General features: G+C 60.5%; 14 protein-coding genes and 1 pseudogene. 6 read left to right on the top strand and 9 right to left on the bottom strand.

Going from position 1 to position 16,042, the window contains the following annotated elements; genetic code table 11:
- Nucleotides 1-45: 45 nt before the first annotated feature.
- The 7 genes from recO to lptF all read right to left on the bottom strand — a co-directional run bounded on the left by recO (nucleotide 46) and on the right by lptF (nucleotide 7,636).
- Nucleotides 46-729: a DNA repair protein RecO gene (gene recO, locus AC1DVE_RS28540; protein WP_223458627.1), complete on the bottom strand. Its 684-nt coding sequence runs from the start codon at nucleotides 727-729 to the stop codon at nucleotides 46-48.
- Between the two features lie 133 nt (nucleotides 730-862).
- Complete coding sequence (gene era / locus AC1DVE_RS28535) at nucleotides 863-1,765, bottom strand: GTPase Era (RefSeq protein WP_007973959.1); 903 nt, start codon at nucleotides 1,763-1,765, stop codon at nucleotides 863-865.
- Nucleotides 1,758-2,447, bottom strand: a complete 690-nt coding sequence (rnc, locus tag AC1DVE_RS28530; protein WP_008053221.1) for a ribonuclease III — start codon at nucleotides 2,445-2,447, stop codon at nucleotides 1,758-1,760. The genes era and rnc overlap by 8 nt, the downstream gene beginning before the upstream one ends.
- A 185-nt stretch (nucleotides 2,448-2,632) precedes the next feature.
- Nucleotides 2,633-3,487, bottom strand: a complete 855-nt coding sequence (gene lepB, locus AC1DVE_RS28525) for a signal peptidase I (RefSeq protein ID WP_223458625.1) — start codon at nucleotides 3,485-3,487, stop codon at nucleotides 2,633-2,635.
- Between the two features lie 5 nt (nucleotides 3,488-3,492).
- Nucleotides 3,493-5,292: a translation elongation factor 4 gene (lepA, locus tag AC1DVE_RS28520; RefSeq protein ID WP_223458623.1), complete on the bottom strand. Its 1,800-nt coding sequence runs from the start codon at nucleotides 5,290-5,292 to the stop codon at nucleotides 3,493-3,495.
- 171 nt (nucleotides 5,293-5,463) lie between these two features.
- Nucleotides 5,464-6,525 carry an LPS export ABC transporter permease LptG gene (gene lptG, locus AC1DVE_RS28515; RefSeq protein ID WP_223458622.1) on the bottom strand — a complete coding sequence of 354 codons (1,062 nt, stop codon included), beginning with the start codon at nucleotides 6,523-6,525 and terminating at the stop codon, nucleotides 5,464-5,466.
- Nucleotides 6,518-7,636: an LPS export ABC transporter permease LptF gene (gene lptF, locus AC1DVE_RS28510; RefSeq protein WP_223458620.1), complete on the bottom strand. Its 1,119-nt coding sequence runs from the start codon at nucleotides 7,634-7,636 to the stop codon at nucleotides 6,518-6,520. Before lptF ends, lptG begins: the two co-directional genes overlap by 8 nt.
- 405 nt (nucleotides 7,637-8,041) lie before the next feature.
- On the opposite strand from lptF, the gene AC1DVE_RS28505 reads away from it, so the two are divergent.
- From AC1DVE_RS28505 to AC1DVE_RS28495, 3 genes are read left to right on the top strand one after another with little or no spacing between them, the layout of a single operon-like run.
- On the top strand, nucleotides 8,042-9,532 hold the full coding sequence (locus AC1DVE_RS28505) for a leucyl aminopeptidase (RefSeq protein ID WP_223458955.1): 1,491 nt from the start codon (nucleotides 8,042-8,044) through the stop codon (nucleotides 9,530-9,532).
- Nucleotides 9,533-9,592: 60 nt separating this feature from the next.
- On the top strand, nucleotides 9,593-10,021 hold the full coding sequence (locus AC1DVE_RS28500; RefSeq protein ID WP_223458618.1) for a DNA polymerase III subunit chi: 429 nt from the start codon (nucleotides 9,593-9,595) through the stop codon (nucleotides 10,019-10,021).
- Between the two features lie 8 nt (nucleotides 10,022-10,029).
- Entirely contained in the window at nucleotides 10,030-10,437 is a 408-nt protein-coding gene (locus AC1DVE_RS28495; RefSeq protein WP_223458616.1) for a DNA polymerase III subunit chi, read from the top strand.
- Nucleotides 10,438-10,624: 187 nt separating this feature from the next.
- Here the strand turns inward: AC1DVE_RS28495 and AC1DVE_RS28490 are convergent, their stop codons facing one another.
- Complete coding sequence (locus AC1DVE_RS28490; RefSeq protein ID WP_477784368.1) at nucleotides 10,625-11,425, bottom strand: sulfite exporter TauE/SafE family protein; 801 nt, start codon at nucleotides 11,423-11,425, stop codon at nucleotides 10,625-10,627.
- Between the two features lie 70 nt (nucleotides 11,426-11,495).
- On the opposite strand from AC1DVE_RS28490, the gene xseA reads away from it, so the two are divergent.
- From xseA to leuA, 3 genes are all read left to right on the top strand, one after another.
- Nucleotides 11,496-12,875 (top strand): exodeoxyribonuclease VII large subunit, encoded by a 1,380-nt coding sequence (xseA, locus tag AC1DVE_RS28485; protein WP_008053235.1) that lies wholly within the window; start codon nucleotides 11,496-11,498, stop codon nucleotides 12,873-12,875.
- A gap of 3 nt (nucleotides 12,876-12,878) precedes the next feature.
- Nucleotides 12,879-13,700 carry a peptidoglycan DD-metalloendopeptidase family protein gene (locus AC1DVE_RS28480; RefSeq protein ID WP_223458612.1) on the top strand — a complete coding sequence of 274 codons (822 nt, stop codon included), beginning with the start codon at nucleotides 12,879-12,881 and terminating at the stop codon, nucleotides 13,698-13,700.
- A 397-nt stretch (nucleotides 13,701-14,097) separates the two neighbouring features.
- Nucleotides 14,098-15,777, top strand: coding sequence for a 2-isopropylmalate synthase (gene leuA / locus AC1DVE_RS28475; RefSeq protein ID WP_223458610.1), 1,680 nt, complete (start codon nucleotides 14,098-14,100; stop codon nucleotides 15,775-15,777).
- Between the two features lie 100 nt (nucleotides 15,778-15,877).
- Here the strand turns inward: leuA and AC1DVE_RS28470 are convergent.
- Nucleotides 15,878-16,042: pseudogene (locus AC1DVE_RS28470) on the bottom strand (group II intron reverse transcriptase/maturase); the annotation flags it as partial.

The raw sequence follows: 16,042 nt of genomic DNA, 5'->3' as shown, positions 1-16,042 counted from the left end.
GCGCTCCAGAAGAAGAGAAAGTTCGGTGCACAGCATACGGGGAGACTACGGCTTGCGAAACAGCTCGCGACTGACCAGGGGACGACCGCCCAAGTGAACGGCCAACGCCTGGCGCATCAAGCGCTTGGCAGCAGACAGAGCGCCGGGGGCGGACCAGTCAGCTTCAGCCATCGCCAGCAGCTCGGTGCCGTTGAACAGGCCCGGTTGCAACAGGTAGACCCGCTCCAGCCCCGCGTCCACTTGCAAACGGTAGAGGCCGTCCGGCGCGATGGGCTGATCATGAATATCAGTCGTCAGGGAAAAACCGTAGCCGAGGTCATCGAGCAAGCGCCATTCGAAGGAGCGCAGCAGCGGCTCCAGTGGGCGACCTTCGGCCAGGGCCAGCAAGGTGGAGGCGTAATGATCGAACACCGAGGGGAGCGGATCTTCAGCGGGCAACAGGCGAATCAGCAGTTCATTGAGGTAAAGACCGCTGAACAGCGCCTCTCCATTGAGCCAGGTTGAAACACCGGCGCTTTCCATGCGCCCGACATTCTTCAGCTCGCCCTTGCCCCGAAACTCCACTTCCAGCGGCACGAATGGCCGCGCCAACGTCCCGGCCTTGCCCCGTGCACTGCGCAACACCGCCCGCAGCCGGCCTTGCGGCGTCAGGAAGTCCACCAGCGCACTGTTTTCACGGTAGGCGCGGGAGTGGAGGACGTAGGCGGGTTGGGCAATGGGTTGGGACATGGAACTCTCAATGAACTGTAGGAGCGAGCTTGCTCGCGATGGTGGGTAACGATAACGCGGGCATTCTGAATGAACACGGCGCTTTCAAGTCCATCGCGAGCAAGCTCGCTCCTACAGGGGGCCTTGCGAAATATTACAGATCGCCATAACCCAACGAACGCAACGCACGCTCGTCATCGGACCAGCCACCCTTAACCTTGACCCACAGGTTGAGCATGATCTTGGAGTCGAACAGCAGCTCCATGTCCTTGCGCGCTTCGGTGCCGATACGCTTGATGCGCTCGCCCTTGTCGCCAATGATGATTTTCTTCTGGCCATCGCGCTCGACGAGGATCAAGGCATGGATGTGCAGGGTCTTGCCCTGCTGCTTGAACTCTTCGATTTCAACGGTGATCTGGTACGGCAGCTCGGCGCCCATCTGGCGCATGATTTTTTCGCGCACCAGCTCGGCGGCGAGGAAACGGCTGCTGCGGTCGGTGATCTGGTCTTCCGGGAAGAAGTGATCGTTTTCCGGCAGGTGCTCGGCAATCACGCGTTCCAGTGCATCGAGGTTGTGCCCGTGCTGTGCGGAAATCGGGATGATCTGCGCATTCGGCAACTGCTCCTGCAACCAGCTCAGGTGCGGCATCAGCTCGGCTTTGTCTTCGATGCGATCGGTCTTGTTCAACGCCACGATCAGTGGGCCGGTCACGTACTGGACGCGCTCGAGAACCATCTGGTCTTCTTCGGTCCACTTGGTGCGATCGACCACGAAGATCACCACGTCGACGTCTTTCAACGCCGCCGAAGCAGTCTTGTTCATGTAGCGGTTCAGGGCCTTCTCGCCACCCTTGTGCATACCGGGGGTGTCGACGTAGATAGCCTGCACATCGCCCTCGGTCTTGATACCGAGCATGTTGTGACGGGTGGTTTGCGGTTTGCGCGAGGTGATCGCCAGCTTCTGACCCAGGATGTGGTTCAGCAGCGTGGACTTGCCCACGTTCGGACGGCCGACGATGGCAACATAGCCACAGCGAGTTGCGTTTGTATCAGTCATTGCCATTCTCCACACCCAGGGCAATCAGTGCTGCGGCGGCCGCTACCTGTTCGGCAATACGACGACTCACACCCTGACCTCGGCTTTTTTCATTCAGTAAGATGATTTCGCATTCGACGAAGAACGTCCGGCAATGCGGCTCACCCTGGATATCCACCACTTCGTATCGCGGCAGCTCACAACCACGGGACTGCAGGAACTCTTGCAGGCGGGTCTTTGGATCTTTGTTGGTGTCGACCAGTGTCAGGCCTTCGAACTCGCCGGCCAGCCAGGCGAGCACACGCTCGCGGGCCATTTCCATGCCGGCATCGAGGTAGATAGCACCGATCAACGCTTCGAGGGCATCGGCCAGAATCGACTCGCGACGGAAACCGCCGCTTTTCAGCTCGCCCGAGCCCAGGCGCAGGTATTCGCCCAGATCGAAACCACGGGCCAGTACGGCCAGGGTCTCACCTTTGACCAGACGCGCGCGCAAACGCGACAACTGGCCTTCGCGGGCCAGCGGGAAACGCTCGAACAGCGCCTCGCCGGCGACGAAGTTGAGAATGGCGTCACCGAGGAATTCCAGGCGTTCGTTGTTACGCCCGGCAAAGCTGCGGTGAGTCAGGGCCAGGACCATCAGTTCCTGATCCTTGAAGGTGTAGCCGAGCTGACGCTCTAGACGGCTTAGGGAGACGCTCACGGTTTACCCACGCTGAGTTCGTGGCTGGATTCCACCGCCATCGCCGTAATGCGGCGCAGGCTTGGGACAATTAACGCTGTGTTCAAAAATAACGTCCTGAATATCATTGTTTTCATGCCTCTGGCCCCCGAATCTGCCGGTTCCAGAAATGCATTCGGCGCTGTGTTCAACAGCGCCGTGTTTGATTACTTGATCAGGCCAACCCGCGAGAAATTCGGCAGGTGGCTGAGTTTGGGTTCCGGCCAGCTCATCCAGACCGCGAAGGCCTTGCCGACGATATTCTTGTCGGGAACCATGCCCAGCAGATCCTTGGGAATGTTCGGATCATCCCAGTAGCGACTGTCGTTCGAGTTATCGCGGTTGTCGCCCATCATGAAGTAGTGCCCGGCCGGCACGGTCCACGAATGGTCCGGCATTGCGCGGTAGCGGCTCATTTCCTTGCGGATCATGTGCTCGGCCGCGCCGAGTTTTTCCTTGTAGAGCTCAGCGCTGCCCAGCGTGCCCGGCTCGGCGCCGACCAGTTGCTCGGCAATCGATTGACCGTTGACGAACAGGCGCTTGTCGGCGGTGTAGCGAACCGTGTCGCCCGGCAAACCAACCACACGCTTGATGTAGTTGACGTTCGGGTCGCTCGGGTAGCGGAACACCATGACATCGCCGCGCTGCGGATCACCGACTTCGATGACTTTCTTGTCGATTACCGGCAAGCGGATCCCGTAGGAAAACTTGCTCACAAGAATGAAGTCGCCGACATCCAGGGTTGGCTTCATCGAACCGGAAGGAATCTGGAACGGTTCCACCAGGAACGAACGCAGCACCAGCACGATGAACAACACCGGGAAGAACGATTTGCCGTATTCAACCAGCAGCGGCTCTTTGTTCAGCTTCTCGACCACGACCATGTCAGGCTGGCTGACGCTGCCCTGATAGGAGGCGATGGCGGCACGCCGACGCGGGGCCAGGACCAGCAGATCGAGCAACGCCAACAGGCCGCAGACGAACACGGCGATGACCAGCAACAGCGGGAAATTTAGTGACATAGGACCTAACTATCCAACCTGAGCACTGCAAGGAAGGCTTCCTGTGGAATTTCCACGTTGCCGACTTGCTTCATGCGTTTTTTACCGGCCTTTTGCTTTTCCAGCAGCTTCTTCTTACGGCTGACGTCACCACCGTAGCATTTGGCCAATACGTTCTTTCTGAGCGCCTTGACGGTTGTCCGCGCAACAATCTGCCCGCCAATGGCGGCCTGGATTGCCACGTCGAACATCTGCCGTGGAATCAGTTCTTTCATCTTCTCGGTCAGCTGGCGACCTTTGTAGTGCGAGTTGTCACGGTGCACGATCAGCGCCAGGGCATCGACCTTGTCACCGTTGATCAGCACGTCCAGTTTCACCAGACTAGCCGATTGATAACGATCGAAATGGTAGTCCAGCGAAGCATAGCCGCGGCTGGTGGATTTCAGACGGTCGAAGAAGTCCAGGACCACTTCGTTCATCGGCAGGTCGTAGGTCACTTGTACCTGCGAACCGAGGAACAGCATGTCGACCTGTACACCACGTTTTTCGATGCACAGGGTAATGACGTTGCCCAGGTGCTCTTGCGGCACAAGAATATTGGCGCGCACGATCGGCTCGCGCATGTCTTCGATGGAAGACAGATCCGGCAGCTTCGACGGGTTATCGACGTAGATCGTCTCGCCGGTCTTGAGCAGCAGTTCGAAGATTACCGTCGGCGCCGTGGTGATCAGGTCCAGGTTGTACTCGCGCTCCAGGCGCTCCTGGATGATTTCCATGTGCAGCATGCCGAGGAAGCCGCAACGGAAGCCGAAGCCCAGTGCGTCGGAGCTTTCCGGTGTGTATTGCAGCGACGAATCGTTCAGGGTGAGCTTTTGCAGCGCCTCGCGGAAGTCTTCGAAGTCGTCGGAGCTGACCGGGAACAGACCGGCGTAAACCTGCGGCTGAATACGTTTGAAGCCTGGCAGCACGTCGACGTCCGGCGTCGAGCTCAAGGTCAGGGTGTCGCCCACTGGCGCACCGTGAATGTCCTTGATGCTGGCGATGATGAAGCCCACTTCACCGGCCTTGAGGTCAGCGGTAGGGGTGTGCTTCGGGTTGAATACACCGACGCTGTCCACCAGGTGGATCTTGCCGGTGGACTTGACCAGGATCTTGTCGCCCTTCTTCACACGACCGTGGCGCACGCGTACCAGGGAAACAACGCCCAGGTAGTTGTCGAACCAGGAGTCGATGATCAACGCTTGCAGCGGATCTTCGTAGTTGCCGGTCGGTGCAGGAATGGTGGCGACCAGGCGCTCGAGCACTTCATCGACGCCCAGACCGGTCTTGGCAGAGCAAGTGACCGCGTCGGTGGCATCGATGCCGATGATTTTTTCGATCTCTTCCTTGACGCGGTCCGGATCGGCCTGTGGCAGGTCGATCTTGTTCAGCACCGGCATCACTTCCAGGCCCTGCTCGATCGCGGTGTAGCAGTTGGCAACCGACTGTGCCTCGACGCCTTGACCGGCATCGACCACCAGCAGCGCGCCTTCACAGGCAGCCAGCGAACGGCTCACCTCATAGGTGAAGTCGACGTGGCCGGGGGTATCAATGAAGTTCAGCTGGTAGTTGATACCGTCGCGAGCCTTGTAATACAGGGTAACGCTGTGCGCCTTGATGGTGATCCCGCGTTCACGCTCGAGGTCCATGGAGTCCAGGACCTGGGCTTCCATTTCGCGCTCGGCGAGGCCGCCACACATCTGGATGAAGCGATCGGCCAGCGTCGACTTGCCATGGTCAATGTGGGCGATGATGGAGAAATTGCGGATATGACTCAAATCACTCACGGATCAACACTCAAAAAGGCTGCAGGCATAGCCCGCCGAAAAATAGCCGGGAATTGTACCTGATCCACGGCGCAAGCGTCACGTTCGCAGGTCAGACGGTGCCTACAAAAACGCCCCGGTCTTGCGACAAGGGCGCTTTAAATCGTCAAAGCGGTCGGAAAATGCCGACCATCAGCCTGCTCGACGCAACAGCCAGAGCCCCGCCACAGCACAAACACCCGCCGGCAGCAGCACCGAAAGCAACGGTGGGAAGCCGAATACCAGGCTGGAAGGCCCCAGCAAATCCTGGACGATACGGAAGGTGAAGCCCACCAGCACACCGGTGAACACACGCTGGCCGAGAGTTACCGAACGCAATGGACCGAAAATGAAGGAAATGGCCATCAGCACCAACGCGGCAGTGACTAACGGCTGCAACACCTTGACCCAAAATGCCAGCCAGTAGCGGCCATTGTTCAGCCCCTGGTCAGCCAGATAATGGATGTAGCCCCACAGGCCGCTGATCGACAGCGACTCTGGCACCATGACCACGGTGTTCAGCAACTGCGGACTCAATGCGACTTCCCAACGCTCGATCGGGGTCGAAACCACTTCGGTGCTGCGCTCGTGGAACAGCGTGGTCGTGACGTCCGTCAACTGCCAGTGATCGGTGTCGAACTCGGCACGCTTGGCGAAGCTCGCCGACAGCATGTGCCGTTCGTTGTCGAAGCGATAACGGGTCACGCCATACAGGATGCCGTTGGGTTGTACCGAGTTGACGTGAATGAATTCATCGCCCTGGCGGTGCCACAAGCCGTGCTTGGCGCTTTGTGCATCACCGCTGCCCTGGGCCAGAGAGCGATTGGCCTGTGCGGTGGTTTCGGCAGGCGGCGCGATGTACTCGCCGACCAACACACCGGCGAGCATCAATAGCAGCATCGGTTTCATGACCGCCCAGACGATCCGGCCGATCGACACACCAGCGGCACGCATGATGGTCAGTTCACTGTTGCTGGCCAGGCTGCCCAGACCGATCAGGCAACCGATCAGCGCGGCCATCGGCATCATTTCGTACATCCGGCGCGGCGCGGTCAGCGTCACATAACTCAGAACATCGACCAGGGTGTAGGTATCGGTGACTTCACTCATCTCGTCGATGAAGGCAAACAGTGTCGCCAGACCGAGAATGATCCCGAGCACCGCCAGAATCGCAATCAACACACTGCTACCAATGTAGCGATCCAGCTTAACCACGGGCCACCTCCAGCGCGCTGCGGCGACTCGCCCTCTTCAAACACAGGGGTTCCCAATAAAGCAGGCCCAGGCCAATACCCAGGAAAATCCCGTGCACCCACCACAAGCCCAGCACCGCGGGGATCTTGCCCTTGTCGAGGGCACCGCGGGCGGCAATCAGAATGGTCAGGTAAAGCATATAAAGAAGAATCGCCGGCAGTAATTTGAGGAACCGGCCCTGACGCGGATTGACCCGCGACAGCGGTACCGCCATCAAGGTCACGATGAACACCAGCAATGGCAGTGACATGCGCCATTGCAACTCGGCGCGCAAACGAATGTCTTCACTGCCGATCAACTTACTGGTCGGCATCGCATCACGGTCGGTGACTTCGTCGCTGACGTCCGGTTTTGGCAACAACACGCCGTACTCGTCGTACTTGATCGCCCGGTAGTCGGCCTGCCCTGGATTACCGTCATAGCGATAGCCGTTATCAAGGATCAGGTAACGGTTGCCGTCCGGGCGAATTTCCTGACGCCCCTTTTCTGCCACCAGGACAGAAATTCCGCGATCCTTGTTATTGGAGCTGATGTTTTTTTGCGAGATGAACACACCGCCCAGATTGACGCGGTCATCCGACATACGTTCGGTGTAGGTGACCCGGGTACCGTCTCGCAGGGCCTGGAAACGCCCTGGCTCCAGGGTATCGAATTCGGTCAAGGCATCCTGCTTGTTCAGTAGCAACTGAAACTGGTTGGCCCCTTGTGGCGCCAGGCTCAGGCTCAGCCACGCCACGACGAGTGCAACCAGGGTGGCCGGAAACATTGTCATCCAAACCAGCCGTTGCTGGCTCATGCCGGTGGCCGAGAGCACGGTCATTTCACTTTCGAGGTACAGGCGCCCGTAGGACAACAGGATCCCGAGAAACAGCCCCAGCGGCAGGATCAGCTGGAGGAAGCCTGGCAGACGAAAACCCATGATCAGGAACAGCGACCCCGGATCCAGCAGGCCCGAGGCCGCCTGGGCGAGGTACTTGATGAAGCGACCGCTCATGATGATGACCAGCAGCACGGCGCTGACGGCGCTCAAGGTCAACAGGACTTCGCGGGATAAATAACGGAAGACGATCAAACCAGACACTCCAGGGTTGTCAGGCTAAGGCGGCCAAACAAGCAAACGTATCGGACAGCCCGCAAGGCGGAGCCGCCGAAAAAAGATGGCGCATTATCCTGTGATTGGGTGCGCCTGTCACTGCGCAATGCATTGGGGGGTGTAGGAGCGAGCTCGCTCGCGAAGGTCGTCAACGATAACGCGAAGAACCTCAAACCCCGCGTTGGTCTCAGGTTCTTCGCGAGCAATCGAGCGTCGACCGGCTGCTCCTACAATCGTACAACCGAGGGTTGTCAGCCGCCGGTAGCGAGGTTCAAACTGCGGCCTTTGTCGCCGGTCGATCCTGGCGCCTTTCTGTTTATAAGCAATCGACGCACATAAGGTGTCGGGCGCATGCGTGATAACCATCAATTCAGGGACCCGGACATGGAACTGGTTGTAAAAAGCGTCAACCCCGAAACGTTGAAGACCGCCACTCTCGTGGTCTCCGTCGGCGAAGGCCGCAAGCTCGGCGCTGTTGCCAAACAACTCGACGAACTGAGCGGCGGCGCGATCAGCGCAGTGCTCAAGCGCGGCGACCTGGCCGGCAAGGTTGGCCAGAGCCTGTTGCTGCAGAGCCTGCCGAACCTCAAGGCCGAGCGCGTGTTGCTGGTGGGTGTGGGCAAGGACGACGAGCTGGGTGACCGCCCGTTCCGCAAAATCATCGCCGGCATCCTCAATACCCTCAAAGGTTTGGGCGGCAACGACGCTGTGCTGGCCCTGGATGAAGTGATCGTCAAAGGCCGCGACAGCTACGGCAAGACCCGCCTGCTGGCCGAAACCCTGGTGGACGGCGAGTACAGCTTCGACCAGTTCAAGAGCCAGAAAGCCGAACCCCGCACCCTGAAGAAAATCACCCTGCTGACCATCAAGGCCGCCCAGGCTGAAGTGCAACGCGCCGTGACCCACGCCACCGCCATCGCCAACGGCATGGCTTTCACCCGCAACCTGGGTAACCTGCCGCCAAACATCTGCCACCCGACCTTCCTCGGTGAGCAGGCGAAAGACCTGGGCAAAGAATTCAAGGACCTGAAAGTCGAAGTCCTCGACGAGAAGAAGATCAAGGCCCTGGGCATGGGTTCGTTCTACGCCGTCGGCCAGGGCAGCGCCCAGCCTCCGCGCCTGATCGTCATGCAATACAACGGCGGCAAGAAATCCGAGAAGCCGTACGCACTGGTCGGCAAGGGCATCACCTTCGACACCGGCGGCATCAGCCTCAAGCCGGGCGCCGGCATGGATGAAATGAAGTACGACATGGGCGGCGCCGCCAGCGTGTTCGGCACCCTGCGTGCCGTGCTCGAGCTGAAGCTGCCGATCAACCTGGTGTGCATCCTGGCCTGCGCCGAGAACATGCCGAGCGGCAACGCCTCGCGCCCTGGCGACATCGTCACCACCATGAGCGGCCAGACCGTGGAAATCCTCAACACCGACGCCGAAGGCCGCCTGGTGCTGTGCGACGCCCTGACCTACTCCGAGCGCTTCAAGCCGCAAGCGGTCATCGACATCGCGACCCTGACCGGTGCGTGCGTGGTCGCCCTGGGCTCCCACACGTCGGGCCTGCTGGGCAACAATGACGAACTGATCGACCAACTGCTGAGCGCCGGCAAGGCCGCCGACGACCGCGCCTGGCAACTGCCGCTGTTCGATGAGTACCAGGAACAGCTGGACAGCCCGTTCGCCGACATCGCCAACATTGGCGGCCCGAAAGCCGGCACCATCACCGCGGCCTGCTTCCTGTCGCGTTTCACCAAGAACCTGAACTGGGCGCACCTGGACATCGCCGGCACGGCCTGGACCAGCGGCGGCAAGGACAAGGGCGCCACTGGCCGTCCGGTTCCCCTGCTGACCCAATACCTGCTGGACCGCGCCAAAGCCTGAAACCGTTGATGGGCAGCGGCGTCACTTTTCGGTGGCGCCGCTTGCCGCTCTGGAACCGCAATGACCAAAGTCGACTTCTATATCCTGCCCAGCGCCGATCCTTCGGCACGCCTGGACTTTGCCTGCAAGCTCACCGAGAAAGCCTGGCGCATGGGCCACCGCATCTACCTGCATTGCAGCGATGCGGCCCAGCGTGACGATCTCAATGCGCGGCTGTGGGCGTTCAAGGGTGAAAGCTTCGTGCCCCACGGCCCTGCCGACAGCGAACCTGACGGCTTGATTGTCCTAGGGTTGGGCGACGACTGCGGTCAGCATCAGGATTTGCTGGTCAATCTCGACCTGAAAGTCCCGGCCTTCGCCAACAGGTTCGCCCGGGTGGCGGAAGTGGTGGTGGAGGATCCGACGATCAGAGCGGCCGCGCGGGAGAGTTTCCGTTTCTACCGCGAACAGGGCTATCCTCTGCAAGATCACCGTTTACAGCGACTCTGAGCCTTCCAATGGACACTCCAAAACCGCTGCAACAGTCCGCGCACCTGCTGGACGACCTTGAGTCGATCCGCCAATTGCTCGGCGATGACAACCTGCAACCGCCCCTGCTGACCGATACGGTCGAGGAAGGTGATCAGGAACAGATTCCGATGTTGTTCGACGCCGTGAGCGAGCCTTCGCCACCCGTCGTACCGACAACCCCTGCCTCCATCGTTGAACCCGTCACCACGGCGACGCCGGCGCCTGCCGCCAGCAAGAACCCGGATGACTTGCTGCACCTGGACAGCGAATTGCGCGCCGCCGCACAGTTGATCATGCAAGACGTGATCGACGATTTCGCCCCGCACATCGAGACCGAAATCAAACGTCGCCTCAGTGCGCGGCTGGAGCGGTTGTTGAGCCAGTACAACGATTGAATAATTGTGGAGAGGGGCTTGCCTGTGGCGAGGGAGCTTGCTCCCGCTGGGCTGCGAAGCGGCCCTGGCTTTTTATCAGCCACACCGAGTTGTTTGAATTGACGACTGCTGCGCAGCCGAACGGGGCGGTGCGGCGGTCCGACAAGCACCCTCGCCACAAAAAGCCCTCTCGCCACACGTTCTCTGATCAGGTGCTGAGATAACGCCCAATCAACGCAATCCCGCCGGCCAGCACCAGCCACGTCACCAGCCGCACGAACGCCTCGCGGGATAACCTCATGGTCAGCCGTCGACCGAACCACAGCCCCAGCACCATCGCCGGCAACAGACAAACCGCCAGCACCAGCAGCGGTAAATCGGCATACACACCGGCGATTGCAAACAGGCTCAGACGCACCACCGTACTGCAACTGATCAGCGCACTCTGTGTAGCCCGCGCCGCCTCCTTGGGCAACCGGCTGTTCAAATAGATCGCATAGAGAAAGCCACCGCTGCCAAACAACGCGCCAAACATTCCGCCCACCGTCCCCATCGGCAGCGCCCACACGGCAGACAGTTGCGTCGGTCGGGTCTTGATCCACAGGCTGTAAATTGCATAGGCGCTGATAAACAGCCCCATCAACAGCAGCAACAGATCGGATTTCAGGTTCAGCAGGAATATCACGCCGAGGGTGCAGCCCACCGCCATGCACGGCAGCAAGCGCAGCAGTTCCGGTTTCGCCACATCACGCCGCGAGGGCAACAGATTGCCGAATGCCGCGACAAAATCGAGCAACACCAGTAACGGCACGATCTTCGACAACGGCATGAACAGAATCAGAATCGGCCCCGCCACCAGCGCGGTGCCGAAACCGGCGATGCCGAACACGATGTAGGCCAGGGCAATGCCCGATGCGATCACCAGCCAGTCCAGCGGGCCGAAGGGCCATTGGTTTCCCAGATCAATGTGGCTGACACACCGTCTTCGCGAGCAAGCCCGCTCCCACATCAAGCGGTTCCACAAGGGATTTATGTTGAGCCATGGAGATTGCCGGGCAAAAGCCATTAAACTGCGCCCCATGATTAAAGATCCCTTTGCAAGACTCGGCCTGGACCGCGAAGTCCTGACCGTCAGCCAGCTCAACGGCCGCGCGCGGGTGTTGCTCGAAGACGTGTTCAGCAACATCTGGGTCGAAGGCGAAATCTCCAACCTCGCCCGCCCGGCGTCCGGCCACGTGTATTTCACCCTCAAGGACAGCGGCGCCCAGGTGCGTTGCGCGCTGTTCCGGCAGAACGCGGCACGGGTTCGCCAGGCCTTGAAAGACGGCCTGGCGGTCAAGGTCCGTGGCAAGGTCTCGCTGTTCGAGGGACGCGGTGATTACCAGCTGATCCTCGACACCGTGGAGCCGGCCGGCGACGGCGCCTTGCGCCTGGCCTTCGATGCACTCAAGGAAAAGCTCAGCGCCGAAGGCCTGTTCAGTGCCGAGCGCAAGGTGCCGCTGCCGGCGCACCCACAACGCATCGGCATCATCAGTTCGCCCACCGGGGCGGTGATCCGCGACATCATCAGCGTGTTCCGCCGTCGCGCACCGCAGGTGCAGTTGACCCTGATCCCTACCGCCGTACAGGGCCGCGAAGCCACAGCGCAGATTGTCCGCGCCCTGAAACTGGCGGATGCCCGCGGTTTCGACGCACTGATCCTGGCCCGGGGCGGCGGTTCGCTGGAAGACCTCTGGTGCTTCAACGAAGAAGCCGTGGCCCGCGCCGTAGACGCTTGCGTGACGCCGATTGTCAGCGCGGTCGGCCATGAAACCGACGTGTCGATCAGCGACTTCGTGGCCGACGTTCGCGCGCCCACCCCCTCCGCTGCCGCCGAATTGCTGGCACCGGACTCCAGCGACCTGGTGCGTCGGGTCGAAAGCCTGCACCGACGGCTGGTGATGCGCATGCGTGACCGCTTGATGCGCGACCGCCTGCGCCTGGAAGGCATTTCCCGGCGCCTGCGCCATCCCGGCGAGCGCCTGCGCCAGCAAGCGCAACGCCTGGATGACCTGGACATGCGCATGCGCCGCGCGTTCGAGCGCAGCCTCAACACCCGTCGCGAACGCTTGATCCGCCTGGAAACCCGTTTGGCCGCACAACATCCGGGACGGCAACTGGCAATGCTTCGCCAGCGCCTCGACAGCCTGGCCGAACGCCTGCCGCGCGCCATCCGCGAAGGGCTGAAGAACCGTCGGCTGCAGTTGCACAGCCAGATGCAGACGCTGCATGTGGTCAGCCCGCTGGCGACCCTCGGCCGTGGCTACAGCATCTTGCTGGACGAGCGCGGCAACGCGATCCGCAACGCCGCGCAAACCCATACCGGCCAGCGCCTCAAGGCCAAACTGGGCGAAGGTGAACTGCAAGTGCGGGTCGAAGACAATCACCTGACGCCTGTCACCCTTTCTTTACTGGATTGATCCATGCCGCGTTTCTTTGCTCCGTTGCTGTTGCTGCTCCTGACCTTCAACGCCCACGCCGACAGCTACATCACCCGCCAGTTGAACAAACCGGTGCCGGGCGGCGTTGCGGTGGTGGACCTGGGCACGTCCGCCCAGGCGCCAAAAGCCATTTATCAAGGCAAACCGGTGCTGGTGGTCAAGGAACAGAACAACTGGCTGGCCATTGTCGGCCTACCGCTGACGGTCAAGCCGGGGGCTCAATCGGTCAGCAGCGGCGGTCGTAACCTGAACTTTACGGTTGGCAACAAGCAATACCCGGAACAGCGCATCACCCTGAAGAACACCCAACAGGTCAATCCAGACCCGGAAAATCTCAAGCGCATCGAGCGTGAACTGGCCGAGCAGATTACTGCCTACCGCACGTTCAGCCCCAACACCCCGAGCAACCTGCTGCTGGACAAACCGGTGAACGGGCCGCTGTCGAGCAAGTTCGGCGTGCGGCGCTTTTTCAACGGTGAAGAGCGCAACCCCCACGCTGGACTGGACTTCGCCGTGCCGGCCGGCACACCGATCAAGACCCCGGCCTCCGGCAAGGTGATCCTGATCGGCAACTACTTCTTCAATGGCAACACGGTGTTCGTCGACCATGGCCAGGGCTTTATCAGCATGTTCTGCCACATGTCGAAAATCGACGTGAAGGTGGGGCAGCCACTAGCCCGTGGTGACGTAGTCGGCAAAGTCGGTGCGACCGGCCGCGCGACCGGGCCGCACATGCACTGGAACATCAGCCTGAACGATGCGCGGGTTGATCCGGCTATTTTTATCGGCGCGTTTCAACCCTGACCCCTGAATAAGGCCTCTGGCCTGCTCGCGATGGCAATATCACAGACACCGAAAGCAGTCCGGCAGTGTCACCTCATCAATTGCGCACCACTCAAACCTCGCGCAAACAACAAAACAATCACTGCCAATCACAGCAATAAAATCTCGATTTACACCCGCTCACGAGTATTCCTCTCAATTTTTTTTCGACTGCTTGCCATCTTCCCCCCCCAAGGTTAGGGTTGAAGGCATGAAAACCTCTCACACCCTCATTCAACTCCGCCAGCACCGCAGCCTGTGCCTCGTCAGTGCACGACTGCCGGGTTGAATCGTGGTGCCTCGTCCCAAGCGTTAGTCCAAGAACTTTTGATCCACCGGCAGGCCGCCTTTTTTCGGCCCACACAATAAGGATTTCCCGATGAGCATGCTCAAAGACCCGTCTTCGAAATACCGCGCGTTCCCGACCATCGACATTCCGGACCGCACCTGGCCGTCGAAAACCATCACCGCCGCGCCGATCTGGTGCAGTTCCGACCTGCGCGACGGCAACCAGTCGCTGATCGAGCCGATGGACGCCGTCAAGAAGCTGCGCTTCTGGAAAACCCTGGTGCAGGTCGGCGTAAAGGAAATCGAAGCGTCGTTCCCGGCCGCCTCGCAAACCGACTTCGACTTCGTTCGCACCCTGATCGAAGGCAACCACATCCCGGACGACACCACCATCCAGGTGCTTACCCAGGGCCGTGAAGACCTGATCGAGCGCACCTTCGAATCCCTGCGCGGCGCGAAGAAAGCCATCGTTCACCTGTACAACGCGACCTCCCCTTCCTTCCGCCGCATTGTCTTCAACCAGGACAAGGACGGGGTCAAAGCCATCGCCGTGAACGCCGCGAAGCTGTTCGTCAAATACGCGGCCATGCAGCCGGACACCGAGTGGACCTTCGAATACTCGCCAGAAACCTTCAGCGCCACCGAAATGGAGTTCGCCAAGGAAGTCTGCGACGCGGTGATCGAAGTCTGGAACCCGACGCCCGAGCACAAGATGATCCTCAACCTGCCGGCCACGGTGGAATGCGCGACGCCGAACATCTACGCCGACCAGATCGAATGGTTCGGCCGTCACATCAACCGTCGTGACAGCGTGATCATCAGCTTGCACACCCACAACGACCGTGGCACCGGCGTTGCCGCCACCGAACTGGGCCTGATGGCTGGCGCCGACCGTGTCGAAGGCTGCCTGTTCGGCAACGGCGAGCGTACCGGTAACGTCGACCTCGTGACCGTGGCCCTGAACCTCTACACCCAGGGCGTGCATCCTGAGCTGGACTTCTCCGACATCGACGGCGTGCGCAAAGTCGTCGAAGAGTGCAACCAGATCCAGGTGCACCCGCGTCACCCATACGTCGGCGACCTGGTGCATACCGCGTTCTCCGGCTCGCACCAGGATGCGATCCGCAAGGGCTTTGCCCAGCAGAAACCGGACGAGTTGTGGGAAGTGCCATACCTGCCAATCGACCCGGCCGACATCGGCCGTAGCTACGAGGCGGTCATCCGCGTCAACAGCCAGTCGGGCAAGGGCGGCATCGCCTACCTGCTGGAACAGGAATACGGCATCAGCCTGCCGCGTCGCATGCAGATCGAGTTCAGCCAGGTCGTGCAGCGTGAAACCGACCGCCTCGGCCTGGAAATGACCGCCCAGCAGATCCACGCATTGCTGCACAGCGAGTACTTGCAGGCCAACACCCCGTACGCGCTGGTCAGCCATCGCCTGCAGGAAGAAAACGGCCACAGTGCCGTTGAAGTGGAAGTGGCCAGCCAAGGCCAGGGCGAGACCAACCTGCACTGGCGCGGCAAGGGCAACGGCGCCCTGGAGGCCCTGGTGGCCGGCCTGCCGGTACCGGTGGAAATCATGGACTACAACGAGCACGCCATCGGCGCGGGCACCAATGCCAAGGCTGCGGCCTACATTGAACTGCGTGTAAACGGTGAACGTGCGGTGCATGGCGTCGGCATCGACGAAAACATCACCACCGCCAGCTTCAAGGCCCTGTTCAGTGCACTGAACCGTTCGCTGAGCCAGCCGGAAGCGAAAGCGGCGTAAACCATCGCTGAAATCGGCATAGGGGACGGCCTTCACAGGCCGTTCCCCTGCCACACCACCCGGCATGCGGGTCCGCACCGGGCGGTTCGAGAGATTGAGGTCAGGAGAGACGCGGTAAACCCGTTCTGTCGAACCACGCCATATCGAGCACTCGGTTGAGTTCAAGAGCGCTATTGCGCCACCAGGAGCGAGAGTTTCCCGCCACTTTGCGGGCAGTAACCTCACTTGCACCCAACTTGCGTAGCTCTCGATAGATCGATAGATC

The organism is Pseudomonas sp. P4_B4, assembly GCF_056402255.1.
The sequence above is the reverse complement of the archived record's forward strand: the minus strand, read 5'-3'. Positions and strand labels throughout refer to the sequence as shown.